Source organism: Bradyrhizobium sp. I71 (genome assembly GCF_022354745.1).
Taxonomy (GTDB): domain Bacteria; phylum Pseudomonadota; class Alphaproteobacteria; order Rhizobiales; family Xanthobacteraceae; genus Bradyrhizobium; species Bradyrhizobium liaoningense.
Genome location: NZ_CP059398.1, coordinates 398,174 through 410,217 on the forward strand (window position 1 = coordinate 398,174; position 12,044 = coordinate 410,217).

The window sequence follows — 12,044 nt, forward strand, 5'->3', positions numbered from 1 at the left end:
GCCCCCCAAAACATTAAGAGTCGGACTCTTAGGCCCGCGAATAGCTTATTTTGTCGAATCGAAAGGCCAGCGTATCAACGAGCAATAGGGTGCCGACGAGTGGTGAACCAAGGCCAAGTAGAACACGCAGCACCTCCATTGCCTGTAGTGTTCCGACAATGCCGGCTGCCGCTCCAATCACACCTGCTTCAACGCAACCCGGAATGCCGGGTGGCAATGCTGACGGAAATAGATCGCGCAATCGAGGATTGGATCCGCCTTCTGCGTCCTTCGCATACGGCATCAACGTCGTAAGCAACCCATCGAAGCGACCGAGGGCAGCGATGACGAGGGGCCTTTCACGGCGCTCGCAAGCGTCGGCCAACCGATACCGGGTATCGATATTGTCGCTACCGTCAACGATCACGTCATACCCTGATATGAGCGCATCGACGTTATGCTGTGCCAGGCGAACCGGGTGCGGTTCGACCATCACCCGCGGATTAAGTCGATCCAGCATATCGGCAGCGCTTTCGACCTTTAGCCGGCCGACATCAGGTGTGCCGTGAATAATTTGGCGCTGAAGGTTTGAGAGCTCGACTTCGTCATCGTCGACCACACCCAATCGTCCGACACCGGCAGCCGCAAGGTAGATAAGGACTGGCGCACCAAGACCACCGGCTCCAACGACCAACACGCTGGAGTGTTTGAGAAGTTGCTGCCCGCGCCCTCCCACCTCGGGAAGCATTATATGACGCGAGTAGCGGGCGATCTCGTCGTCCTCGAAGTAAACCATCTCTGCTATCCCCGTTGCGACCCCGAACGGGAGATAGCACGGGCCCATCTATAACTATAATCGATAGTATCGATAGTATCGATAGATAGAAAAAGTTTTGTCTATGAATGAGCTGAGCTTATCTTGCGCGGATGGATCGAAATGGCGCCTCACCAATCCCATGAACCCCGGAGGGGATATGCAGGGAGGAATCTTGAGAAAGGTTCGGCACCGAGTGTTCGTGCGGCGACGCTGATGGTGTGCGGCTGTCGTCGACGGCGTCACTCATTCGGGACGTGGACTTCGAGATGTGAGTGCCACCCGGAATTGAAGCTTGCCGCCAGCCGGTCGAGAAATGGTCTAACGCTTTTCGCAGCGCAATGTATTCGCACGCTGGTTCTGCGTGATGGCCAAGTGGCAAATTCGCTTCCATCTCCGCGAAAGGGTGTCGCTGATGGCCTCGTACGTATCGGATTGAAATGTCGCACGTCTGCATTCGACCAGGGCTAGGGGCAACATGAGCGACTTGCGTACCAATGCCGAAGGGATCGGGAGCGAGGAGAATAGTTTGGTTAGCGACGGACAGCACAACGAACTTACCATTTGCTACTTTTCCTGGATCCGCGACAGGGTGGGCAAGGAAAGCGAACAGATATCGATCCCCTCGCAGGTTATCGATATCGCAAGCTTGATCGACTGGCTCGTGAGCAGCGGTGGCGAACGCTATGCTCGCGCATTCGAGAACCCGGTGGTGACCCGAGCAGCCATTAACCGGCGCCACGTTGGCCCATCGGCATCCCTAAAGGGCGCAAGAGAGATTGCTTTCTTCCCTCCAGTCACCGGGGGGTGACTGTGCCTCGTAAAATTATGATCCAGACCGAGGATTTCGATGTAGGCGCGGAGATCGGAGCCATTTGCTCCGTCGTAGAGGATGCGGGCGCCGTAGCGAGCTTCGTCGGATTGTGCCGTGGCGAGGGTGGCACTCTCGACGGGGTCTATCTCGAATCCTATCCGGCTATGGCCTATCTGGAGTTCGATTCCATTATCAATGCGGCTGACGAACGATGGTCGCTTGGGGCCGTCACAATTATCCACCGATATGGTCGAGTATTGGCTGGGGAACGCATCGTCTTGGTTGCGGTCGCGGCTCGTCACCGCAAAGAGGCCTTTGCGGCTGCGGAATTTATTATGGATTTCCTTAAGCACGATGCGCCCTTCTGGAAGCGTGAATTGCGGGCCGATGGCGATTCTGGTGCCGCCGGTTGGGTGGCAGCCAAAGCTTCTGACGCGTCGGCGGCGGCGCGCTGGGGAGTTGCCCGAAAAGAACGTTGACGGGGATGGCAATCAAGCGTGGGGCGGGCAGAGTATTCGCGATTGGATTTGGATCACGCTCCGCGGTGGAATTCTCTTTCTTCTAGCCCTTTAAGGCTGGGGCCGCCGCAGCGCCGCGATCCCAACTTCCAGCAAGAGTGGAGGCAGACGTGTTTGATGCTCAATGCGACCTTGCCGCGCTTGTTTACGACAAAGGCCAGGATCCGGACGCGATCCTGCGCGATTTCGCGGGCGATCTCGGTGCGCGAGGCTTCCGCGCTGTCGGCATGGTGCAGGCGGGACAATGCGCGGACTCCAGCCTGTCCGCGGTGCTACTCCCCAGCGGCGAAAAGGTGCTGCTGGCCCAGGATTTTGATCCAAACGCGCGCGGATGCCGCCTCGACCTTGCACGGCTGCAGAATGCTGGTGAGCGGATTGTCTACGAAATCGAGGCGGGCGCCGATCTCGTCATCATCAATCGCTTCGGCAAGCGCGAACGCGACGGCAAGGGGCTCGCCTATGTGATTGATCGGGCGCTAGATGCCCACGTTCCCGTGGTGATAGCGGTCGCAAGCGAGTCGTTCGCAGACTGGGACAAATTCGCCGACGGCATGAGCATCAGACTTGCCTGCGAGCGGGGCGCACTGGACCGGTGGTGGCGTAGTGCTTCGATACGCGAACCGGGAGGCGATCAGCCGCGACGGTCAAACCGTTTGTGACTTCAGATAAGTGTCTCGGCGCAGGCTCTTGACGTTGACTGAGTGCGGGCCGTAGCTGCTACGCCGCAGATAATGACGGAGCCGACAGTTCGCGCAGGAGGTCGCGCACGACCGGCTGTCTGCCACCAGGACTTCACACGTACGCCGTTTGCTCACCCCGAAGGTGGTCCCTAGATGAGCGACTGCCTCTCGCCTTGCAGCGGGCGTCACCATTTTTTTGATGCAACGTCCTTGAGCATGGCGTTGTCGAGCATCGCCTCGGCCAGCAGCTTCTTCAGCTTGGCGTTCTCGTCCTCGAGCGTCTTAAGCCGCTTGGCGTCGGACACCTCCAGGCCGTCGTACTTGGCCTTCCATTTGTAAAACGTCGCACTGGAGATCCCGTGCTGCGGTAGACATTGGCCGTAGCCGCGCCCGCCTCCTGCTCCCGGAGGATCCCGATGATCTGCTCGTCCGGGAACCGACTTGGCTTCATGGTCCATCCCTTCAAATGTGACGGACTCTACTCATTCTTGGAGGAACTTGCGGGGCTCAGACCAAGCAGCCCCACTGTCGGACGCTGATGACTTCAAGGATGTCAAAGACAAATATCCGAAGTACTTCAGCCCGCTTCCCGCAGATTAATCTTTCATTCCGAACGGCGCTGGCCGATGCGGACCGACCTGACGTTTTGGTCTTTGAATGCTTATCAGAACCAATCGATATGGCTGCGCTGGTAACGTCACATTCGCGCCGCCATGGGGTGGATTTGATTGAGCGCCTTACGGATGGGCGTAAGCCTGTTCGATCATGAAGCCGGACAACGTGGTGTAGGCAGCAGTCCATGCCTTCGCGACATCGGGTGTCCAGTCACTCCCAAGCCCCTTCTCGAGGGTCCACAACAGAGCGGAACCGACGATGGGATAATGCTCGGCCTTGACGCCGTAGGCGACGTGGCGCTTGGCCAGCGCTTCCGCTGCGGGCAGAACCGACTCGAGATTGGACATACCATTGACCACCACGGCAAGCGTGGCCATCAATTTCTTGCGCTGCTCGGTCATGTCGGCGGGAAACATTGCTTTCACTTGCGGGGTGATTTCAAACAGCCGGTTATAGAATATCACCGCCGCCTGATCGGCGATCGGTGCGACTTTGGCAAAGCTCTGCTGAACGAGTTTCACTTGCTCGGGGATCATTTTTTCTGCCCTTTCCTGCCCTGCGAATACTAATTGATGGATTCATTACACCGCGAGAGAATACTAATAGTGCTTGTACCGGATGACGGACCACGGCGCATGATCCAGATCCATCCGGTGATACTCGGCGCTCGCGTCTTCCATGTCCTCGTATTTGAGGACGCCGAGCTCACCGAATTTATTACGTAACCATCCGTCACCGAAATCGAGCAGGCCGAGTTTCTTCACGCTGGGCACGACTTTGGAAAACAGAGCCCTGCGAAATTCGATCTGCACCGGATTACGCTTCATGATCTCCATGCATTCCTTCACCGGAAGGTCGAGCGCTTCCCAGACCTCTTGAGCAAGAAAGCGATCGCGCAGGCGCAGCGCGCACTCGTAACAAAATTCCTGGCGTTCCCGCAGCTCCGCTGACGTCAAGTCCGAATAGACCTCTCTCAGCGACAGAACACCGAAGGCAACATGCCGGGCTTCATCGGCCATGATGTAGCGCGTGATCTGTTTCAGCAGCGAATCTTTCGTCAATTGATACTGAAAGCCGAAAGCAGCCAGCGCCAATCCCTCAATCACGACCTGCATGCCGAGAAACGTGAAATCCCACCGCGAATCGCTCACGATGTCTTTCAGAAGACCCCGCAGATGAACATTGACGGGGAACTCCCATTCCAGTTTTTCGCGCAGATATTTGGCGTAGACTTCCATGTGCCGAGCCTCCTCCATCACTTGGGTGGAAGCACAGAATTTGGTGTCAACCCAGGGCGCCTGCTGAACAAGCCTGGCGGCGCATGTTAGCGCGCCCTGCTCAGCGTGCAGAAACTGACTTATCGTCCACGATATGCTGGCATGACCGAAATTTGCCCGCTCTTTGGCATTGAGCCGGCCAAAGACGCCCTCATCCGTAATGCAAAGACGATTCATAGGATCACGGGGATCGCGGGCCCGATCGATCTGTCCCTTTATGGTCCAATCGATATCCAAATCCGAATCCCACTGGGATGTCTTTGCCTTTTTATAAAGCGTTTCAATCGGCTTGTTTTCACCCTGTTCATAGTTCCAGGTGAAGAGCGTATCGAACGTGCCCTCGACCGCCATAATGAGAGCCTTCTTGTCCTCAGCGGAGACTGTCTCCATCGGCAGGTCCAAAATTCCAGGAAGTATTTTGTTTGAATCCTTATCGATTGTCACCGTTCGCTCCCGACTGCCCGCACAATCTCGCTCCGCCCCGTTGCCTTGTCAACTGAACGATCGATCACACGTTGACGGAAGCAGAAGGAAGCACTGCTTCTTATCAGAAGGTCGCATTAGTGAACAATTGTTTATGGTTATGAGATCAGAATGCTTTAATTATGCGGTGGAGCGGCTTTGCGATCCCGGGCTGCAGAGCGCCTGTTTGATTTACGCCGATCACTTGCCGCACCAAGTAATACCGCCCTGCAACAACTCCCGACAGCAGCGCCGCGTCCGACTTGGCGTTTCGATATGCCTTGATACGGCATACGAAAACGGTATTTCCAAACTCGATTTCTAAAAAATCGCGTCAACAGCGACACAAAAACATGATGATGCAACGCAATGCTCAACACGCAGGCGTAAGTATAATCAGAACGGATTTCATCATCATCACAAACGATTTTGATTGCCTCCAGCGCGGACGCAATGTCGCCCTCTCGGCGGACCTGGCCGCGCCATAAGCGGCACCCGCGCATGAAGCTCACAACACGGTAGAGGAGAATCCGATGGTTCACGAGGCATTGGCTAAATTCGACAAGAAATTGGCCATGAAGGAACGGTACGACACTTCATCGGCGGAAAATGGATCCCTCCTGTGGAGCGCCGGTACTTCTCGAACATCACCCCGATCACTTCGAAGCAGGTCTGCGAAGTTGCAAGATTATCGGGAGCCGACATCGTAACGGCGCTGGACGCTGCTCATTGCAGCCCGCGCGGGCCGGGGCCGCACCTCGATCGCTGAACGCTCCTTGATCCTCAACAAGATCGCTGACCGCCTCCAGGAAAATCTCGACTTCCTGGCGCTGGTCGAAACCATCGACAACGGCAAGCCGATCCGTGAGACGATGAACGCCGATCTTCCTCTCGTGGTCGACTGCGCACGAAGGATCGCTGGCTGAACTCGACCACGATACGGTCGCCTATCATTTCAGCGAGCCGCTCGGCGTGGTCGGTCAGATCATTCCGTGGGACTTCGCGCTGCTGATGGCGGCATGGAAGCCCGCGCTCGCCGCTGGCAACAGCATCGTCCTGAAGTCGGCCGGACAGACTCCGGTCATCATCATGTTTTCGCCGAGCTGATCGCCGACCTGCTGCCGCCCGGCGTTCGAGGCTGATCTGACCCGACGCGTGGATAGTCTGACCCACGCAGATTTCATCCAGGAGTAGCCAATGGTCGAAAAACACGGCGAACTGATCAGGGAGGCCGTGTTTTCCAAATCGGGGGCCGGTCGGTCGGCCCTGACGGCATCATGGAGTCGGTCGCTACTTGTCCATGGCCTTGATCCGGAAGCGCTTCACCATAGAGAGCTTGCCGACGACATGTCTTGTCGCCAGGCACTCGAACAGTTCGGCGCATTGGCAGCTATTGCTGACAATGCCATGAACCGGTTGTTCGCAGCTGTCGGTTCCAGCGGTTGTTGCGTTGTGCTGACAGACGCTACGGGTTTGATCGTTGCGCGCCGCGGCAAGCCGGGCGATGACGAATCGTTCCGCGAATGGGGTTTGTGGAGGGGGACCGACTGGAGCGAGGCGGCTGAAGGAACCAACGGCATAGGCACCTGTCTGGTCGAGCAGCGTCCGGTCACGATCGATCGCGCTCAACATTTCTTCCATCGCAATATCGCGATGAGTTGCATGGGCGCACCTTTATTTGACCACGAGGGCGAACTCGCTGGCGTGCTCGACATATCTTCGTGTCGAGCCGATCTTACGGATAGCTTCCCGCTGCTGCTCAGGAACGCGGTTGCCGACGCCGCTCATCAGATCGAGACCGAGAATTTCATAGGTTCATTTGCCGGCTTTCGCGTGATCGTTGGAGCGAGCAAAACCAGCGCGGGACCCGAGCTGTTCGCCGTCGACAAGGACGACTTACTCATCGGTGCCACGCGTCGGGCGCGGAGAAACCACGGATTGTCGCGCGGCACTTTCAAGAAGCTCCGTCCGATCCGCGACGTGCTGGAGGATGCGCAACCCGGTCCCGATCTCGGTGCCGCCGAGAGGGCCGAACTGCGCCGGGCGTTGGCCCATGCCAACGGCAACGCTTCAAAGGCCGCGCGCGACCTGGGCATTTCGCGTGCGAGCCTATATCGTCGCATCGCCAAGCTATCGCTGCGTTCCTGATCGCTGCTGCGTCTTTTTCGCCCAAAAGTGTCTCGCAATCGAGACAGGTCCGCCAACGCCGGCGGCTGCCGGGCTGGCCTTTCGCTCCTCCGCTTGCAAACTCCGCCAAAGACGCTTGGCAACAGGCGTTGTCGCAATTGAACGCTAAAACGGCGCCATCGTCCCCAGGGAGGAACTCAATGTACCAGCAGGCTTTAGAAAAGGTCTCCAAGCAGGTTTTGATCCGTGATAGCTACGACAATTTCATTGGCGGGAAATGGGTGGCTCCGGTCGAAGGCAAGTATTTTGATAATCCAAGCCCGATCACCGGTAAGCGGCTTTGCCAGGTCCCCCGCTCCACGGCTGCCGACATCGAGCTTGCACTGGACGCCGCGCACAAGGCCAGAGAATCCTGGGGCCGCACCTCCGTTCAAGAGCGCTCCCGGATACTGAACAAGATCGCCGACAAGATCGAGTCTAACCTCGAACTGCTGGCGCTGGTCGAAACGCTCGACAACGGCAAGCCGATCCGCGAGACGACCTATGCCGATATGCCGCTGGTGGTCGATCACTGGCGCTATTTCGCCAGCGTGGTGCGCGCCCAGGAAGGCGGCATCTCCGAGATCGATCATGATACCGTGGCCTATCACTATCACGAGCCGCTCGGCGTGGTCGGCCAGATCATTCCCTGGAACTTCCCGATCCTGATGGCGACCTGGAAGCTGGCGCCGGCGCTTGCCGCCGGCAATTGCGTGGTCCTCAAGCCGGCCGAGCAGACGCCGCTTGGCATCCTCGTGATGATGGAGTTGATCGCCGACATCCTTCCGCCGGGCGTGATCAACGTCGTCAACGGCTTCGGCGTCGAGGCCGGCAAGCCGCTGGCGCAGAGCAAGCGGATTGCGAAGGTCGCCTTCACCGGCGAGACCACGACGGGGCGGCTGATCATGCAATACGCCTCCGACAACATCATCCCGGTCACGCTGGAACTCGGCGGCAAGTCGCCGAACATCTTCTTTGCCGACGTGGCGGATGCGGACGACGATTTCTTCGACAAGGCGCTCGAGGGCTTTGCGATGTTCGCCCTCAACCAGGGCGAGGTCTGCACCTGCCCGAGCCGCGCGCTGGTTCAGGAATCGATCTACGACCGGTTCATGGAGCGCGCCGTCGCCCGCACCAAGAAGATCAAACAGGGCCATCCGCTCGACGCCACCACCATGATCGGCGCCCAGGCCTCGAACGACCAGCTTGAAAAGATCCTGTCCTACTTCGATATCGGCAAACAGGAAGGCGCCAAGGTACTGACCGGCGGCAAGCGTGCGCAGCTCGGCGGCGAAATCGCCGAAGGCTATTACGTCGAGCCGACGATCTTCGAAGGCAACAACAAGATGCGCGTGTTCCAGGAAGAAATCTTCGGACCGGTGGTCTCGGTCGCCAAGTTCAAGGACGAGGACGAGGCACTGGCGATCGCCAACGACACGCTTTACGGACTGGGCGCCGGCGTGTGGACGCGGAACGGCAACCGCGCCTACAAGTTCGGACGCGCGATCCAGGCCGGCCGGGTATGGACCAACTGCTATCATGCCTATCCGGCGCACGCCGCCTTCGGCGGCTACAAGGCTTCCGGGATCGGCCGCGAGAACCACAAGATGATGCTCGATCATTATCAGCAGACCAAGAACGTCCTGGTAAGCTACGGCACCAAGGCGCTTGGCTTCTTCTAGCATCGACGCAAAGCGCAGGCGCGGGGCCAACCCGCGCCTGCGTTGTTTTTCGGAAAGAGGGAATCCGCATCATGATCAATCGGGTCGAGATCACCGACAAGGCGGCTGACGTCGTGGCGCGCTTGAAGGAACAGCACGGCGGCCTGATGTTTCATCAGTCCGGCGGCTGCTGCGACGGCTCGGCGCCGATGTGCTACCCTGACGGCGATTTTCGCGTCGGACCCCAGGATGTGCTGCTGGGCAAGATCGCCGGATGCGATTTCTATATCGGGGCCGCGCAGTTCGAATACTGGCAGCACACCCAATTGATCATCGACGTCGTTCCCGGACGCGGTTCCGGATTTTCGGTCGAAGCCCCGGGGGGCGTCCGGTTCCTTACGCGCAGCCGCGTGTTCACCGACCTGGAAGTTACGGAGCTTGAAGCGGCAGGTCCTCCAGCCGGCGCTGCGTAGCGCTATCAGAACGTCGCCGTAGCGGCCATTCGGTGCGACCGAGAACAGCCCGTGTCCCAATGGCTGCATTGGCGAGCCTGACCCGCCGGTGAACGCGAAGTCGGGTTTGACCGCCTCGATGCTTCATTTCGGATAAGGACTCGCTCTCAATCCTAGAACTTCGGCGAGTATGTGGCGACGTACTGTCTAGCTGCTTCTCGTGATGAAACACGGGTAAATCTAGCGCAACTTAAAATCGTCTAATACGGCGCTAGCTCTACCGGTGAAGAAAGGAACAGATGAGCGCGCCAATTCATAAGCCGCTAAACGGCAAATGCGATTTAAAGCACCTACATCATGCGGTGACGGCAGCGGAGTACGGCAGCTTCCGCCAAGCTGCAGAAGCGCTTAACATTAAGCAGTCCACATTGAGCCGATCGATACTTCAACTCGAGCACGCCGCCTCCGTGCGGCTCTTCGAGAGATCCCCAGGAGGCGCTGCTGTTTCAATTGCGGGCAGCGACTTCATCCGAATGGCTAGAGCCATTCTTGAACAAACCAACGAGCTTTTTATTTCGAAAACAACGCCGTCGCGCAATGATATGTTACGCGTCGGTATCTGTACATCTCTTTCAGAGGGCGGATTACGGGCAAATCTTCTAGATTTCCATACCCGATTTCCAACTTTTCGATTGGCGATGGTGGAGCGCCGCAGATCTCGGCTCTCGACGAAACTTCACAACGGCACGTTAGACGTAGTTATTTCGACGGGACGATTACCCCTGGAATCCAACAGCATTTCGCTCTGGAGCGAGCGCATTATAATCGCGTTACCTAATGATCATCGTCTTGCCGATCGTGACCACATCTATTGGACTGATCTACGCTCGGAAACGCTTTTGATCAGTCATTACGATCCGTACTGGGAGTTCGAAGACCTCATAATGTCGAAGCTTGTGTTACCTGAGGACCGCCCCCGTCTCGAACGTCATGATGTGAGTCGAAGCATTTTGAAGAGCCTAATTAGCATGAAGCTTGGATTGGCGCTGATGCTGGAATCTGATGTCGGAGCACGAGTCCCTTCCATTGTGTTTAAAGAATTAAGAGACGGCGGCGGCACGACACGAATCGAATTCTCGGCGTTTTGGCGAGAACCAAATGACAATTTAGCCTTAGCAGGGTTTCTGCAGCTTTTACGGGAGCGTTATCCCTCGCCTGCCCTTTGATTCCTGCGACGCGCCTTCGCGAACGCACGGTCGGTCGCCATGAACCGTGCCAGCATGGGCGAAATCAGTTTCAGTGGATCCTGGATTGGCTGTCCGGTTTCGCGCGCAAGAGCCTCCGCGTATGCAAGCAGATCGCGATGCACGGGTGCGGAGAATTCGACCGTCAGCCTCACTGGCTTGTCGTCAGCGACGGCGCCTAGCTTGAGCTTTGCCATGTTTATGTTCTCACCCTTTGTAAGGCGCGAGGACAAGATCGCGATTAACGATCACCCTCACCGGGAATCCCGGCCTGATCGTCAACGTGGGCTGAATATTCAGGTTACGCTGAACAACTTTCTGCCCGGTCTGATTCAGCGAATTCGCCGCACTCAGTCGCAGCGCCTGAATAATATCGGTGTTACTTCCGCTATCCGCTCCTGAGCCAAGCTCTGCTCGTACACCAAGGATCGTCGAGAGCAGCGCCGCTTTGAACAGTTCGGCCCAGTGATTGTCGATCTCATCCTCCAGACCGGAATAACCACCAGCGTCAGCCCCCTGTTGTCGCTCCAATGTGATCGAGCGGCCATTCGGCATGATCAGGCGCGTCCACACTAAGAGAACTCGCGACTGCCCGAATGCGACTTGGCTATCATAGACCCCTATGAGTCGCGCTCCCTGCGGAATGAGCCTGGATCGGCCTGTCGGACTATCGAAAATATTTTCCGTAACTTGCGCGGAGATCTGGCCGGGAAGATCTGACCGAATGCCCGTAATGAGAGCTGCAGGAATGATCGTCCCTGCTTGCACGACAAAGGGTGAGGCCGGGCGCGAGAGCCGGTCGGGCGTTGTCGTCCGTCGATCGACCGGAGCATTGACGAAGAGAAGTTTGCTATCCTGTCCGTTCTGAGTGAAGGTTTCATCAGAAGATGCCGCAGTCTTGGTGGCCGTTTCCTGAGATGCGGCAGGCGGTGGCGCGACGGGCGAGGCGGTCGACGCAAATACCTTGCTCGTCCGGGCCGCCTCGGTTTCCTGGTTGGCACGTTGTTGTTCAGCATCAAGGCCGAACGATGCTGATTGGCCTTCGGCCGCAACAAGGGGACGCCCCAAGTCGCCTGGCAATGGCGGCCCAAGCCGGGGGACGTCGCGGGCAATTCCGGTATAATCCCGCGGCAGCGTTGTCAGGCCATCTGCAACATTATGATGGTCCGTGCTGTAGAGTTCGTCTGTCGCCGCATTGTGTGAGTGGTTGCTCCTCAGCGCCCACAGTACCGCGCCGGAGATGAGCAGCAAAGCCAATGCGGTGCCACCCGCAAGGACTTTGCGGGAAAGCCTTGTAATCCTTGGGCGTTCTGCACGCAGACGCAAAGGCTGCATCGCATCTCCAGATGATGGCGGCGGTCC

The 12,044-nt window shown here is 57.7% G+C and carries 12 protein-coding genes and 2 pseudogenes; 8 read left to right on the top strand and 6 right to left on the bottom strand.

Annotated features, from left to right (window positions below):
- Window positions 1-28: 28 nt before the first annotated feature.
- Complete coding sequence (gene moeB, locus FJV43_RS01825; RefSeq protein WP_239624197.1) at window positions 29-775, bottom strand: molybdopterin-synthase adenylyltransferase MoeB; 747 nt, start codon at window positions 773-775, stop codon at window positions 29-31.
- Window positions 776-1,322: 547 nt separating this feature from the next.
- On the opposite strand from moeB, the gene FJV43_RS01830 reads away from it, so the two are divergent.
- From FJV43_RS01830 to FJV43_RS01840, 3 genes are all read left to right on the top strand, one after another.
- Window positions 1,323-1,604 carry a MoaD/ThiS family protein gene (locus FJV43_RS01830; RefSeq protein WP_239629810.1) on the top strand — a complete coding sequence of 94 codons (282 nt, stop codon included), beginning with the start codon at window positions 1,323-1,325 and terminating at the stop codon, window positions 1,602-1,604.
- A 17-nt stretch (window positions 1,605-1,621) separates the two neighbouring features.
- Complete coding sequence (locus FJV43_RS01835; RefSeq protein ID WP_239624198.1) at window positions 1,622-2,086, top strand: molybdenum cofactor biosynthesis protein MoaE; 465 nt, start codon at window positions 1,622-1,624, stop codon at window positions 2,084-2,086.
- Between the two features lie 149 nt (window positions 2,087-2,235).
- Complete coding sequence (locus FJV43_RS01840) at window positions 2,236-2,784, top strand: DUF2478 domain-containing protein (RefSeq protein WP_239624200.1); 549 nt, start codon at window positions 2,236-2,238, stop codon at window positions 2,782-2,784.
- A gap of 126 nt (window positions 2,785-2,910) precedes the next feature.
- Here the strand turns inward: FJV43_RS01840 and FJV43_RS01845 are convergent.
- From FJV43_RS01845 to FJV43_RS01855, 3 genes and pseudogenes are all read right to left on the bottom strand, one after another.
- Window positions 2,911-3,256 (bottom strand): annotated as a pseudogene (locus tag FJV43_RS01845) (transposase); the annotation flags it as partial.
- Between the two features lie 286 nt (window positions 3,257-3,542).
- Window positions 3,543-3,956 carry a globin family protein gene (locus tag FJV43_RS01850; protein WP_239624202.1) on the bottom strand — a complete coding sequence of 138 codons (414 nt, stop codon included), beginning with the start codon at window positions 3,954-3,956 and terminating at the stop codon, window positions 3,543-3,545.
- 63 nt (window positions 3,957-4,019) lie between these two features.
- Window positions 4,020-5,141 carry a ferritin-like domain-containing protein gene (locus FJV43_RS01855; protein WP_239624204.1) on the bottom strand — a complete coding sequence of 374 codons (1,122 nt, stop codon included), beginning with the start codon at window positions 5,139-5,141 and terminating at the stop codon, window positions 4,020-4,022.
- A gap of 593 nt (window positions 5,142-5,734) precedes the next feature.
- Between FJV43_RS01855 and FJV43_RS01860 the strand changes: the two are divergent.
- The 5 genes and pseudogenes from FJV43_RS01860 to FJV43_RS01880 form a co-directional block, all read left to right on the top strand.
- A pseudogene (locus tag FJV43_RS01860) lies at window positions 5,735-6,292 on the top strand (aldehyde dehydrogenase family protein); the annotation flags it as partial.
- Between the two features lie 64 nt (window positions 6,293-6,356).
- Window positions 6,357-7,307, top strand: coding sequence for a GAF domain-containing protein (locus FJV43_RS01865; protein WP_239624206.1), 951 nt, complete (start codon window positions 6,357-6,359; stop codon window positions 7,305-7,307).
- A 179-nt stretch (window positions 7,308-7,486) separates the two neighbouring features.
- Entirely contained in the window at window positions 7,487-9,007 is a 1,521-nt protein-coding gene (adh, locus tag FJV43_RS01870) for an aldehyde dehydrogenase (protein WP_239624208.1), read from the top strand.
- 71 nt (window positions 9,008-9,078) lie between these two features.
- Window positions 9,079-9,459, top strand: a complete 381-nt coding sequence (locus FJV43_RS01875; protein WP_239624210.1) for a DUF779 domain-containing protein — start codon at window positions 9,079-9,081, stop codon at window positions 9,457-9,459.
- 278 nt (window positions 9,460-9,737) lie between these two features.
- The gene (locus FJV43_RS01880) at window positions 9,738-10,664 is read left to right on the top strand and encodes a LysR family transcriptional regulator (RefSeq protein WP_239624211.1); all 927 of its coding nucleotides are present in this window, start codon (window positions 9,738-9,740) and stop codon (window positions 10,662-10,664) included.
- Here FJV43_RS01880 and FJV43_RS01885 read toward each other — a convergent pair.
- Together FJV43_RS01885 and FJV43_RS01890 are read right to left on the bottom strand one after the other, a co-directional pair.
- Window positions 10,643-10,879, bottom strand: coding sequence for a DUF2274 domain-containing protein (locus FJV43_RS01885; protein ID WP_239624213.1), 237 nt, complete (start codon window positions 10,877-10,879; stop codon window positions 10,643-10,645). The genes FJV43_RS01880 and FJV43_RS01885 overlap by 22 nt on opposite strands.
- A gap of 10 nt (window positions 10,880-10,889) precedes the next feature.
- Complete coding sequence (locus FJV43_RS01890; RefSeq protein WP_239624215.1) at window positions 10,890-12,017, bottom strand: TrbI/VirB10 family protein; 1,128 nt, start codon at window positions 12,015-12,017, stop codon at window positions 10,890-10,892.
- Between the last annotated feature and the right edge of the window lie 27 nt (window positions 12,018-12,044).

Bases quoted from the DNA above. Each gene is read 5' to 3' on its own strand.
- FJV43_RS01880 (WP_239624211.1), top strand. From the start codon at position 9,738: ATGAGCGCGCCAATTCATAAGCCGCTAAACGGCAAATGCGATTTAAAG.
- FJV43_RS01875 (WP_239624210.1), top strand. From the start codon at position 9,079: ATGATCAATCGGGTCGAGATCACCGACAAGGCGGCTGACGTCGTGGCG.
- FJV43_RS01850 (WP_239624202.1), bottom strand. From the start codon at position 3,956: ATGATCCCCGAGCAAGTGAAACTCGTTCAGCAGAGCTTTGCCAAAGTC.
- adh (WP_239624208.1), top strand. From the start codon at position 7,487: ATGTACCAGCAGGCTTTAGAAAAGGTCTCCAAGCAGGTTTTGATCCGT.
- moeB (WP_239624197.1), bottom strand. From the start codon at position 775: ATGGTTTACTTCGAGGACGACGAGATCGCCCGCTACTCGCGTCATATA.
- FJV43_RS01885 (WP_239624213.1), bottom strand. From the start codon at position 10,879: ATGGCAAAGCTCAAGCTAGGCGCCGTCGCTGACGACAAGCCAGTGAGG.
- FJV43_RS01890 (WP_239624215.1), bottom strand. From the start codon at position 12,017: ATGCAGCCTTTGCGTCTGCGTGCAGAACGCCCAAGGATTACAAGGCTT.
- FJV43_RS01865 (WP_239624206.1), top strand. From the start codon at position 6,357: ATGGTCGAAAAACACGGCGAACTGATCAGGGAGGCCGTGTTTTCCAAA.
- FJV43_RS01835 (WP_239624198.1), top strand. From the start codon at position 1,622: ATGATCCAGACCGAGGATTTCGATGTAGGCGCGGAGATCGGAGCCATT.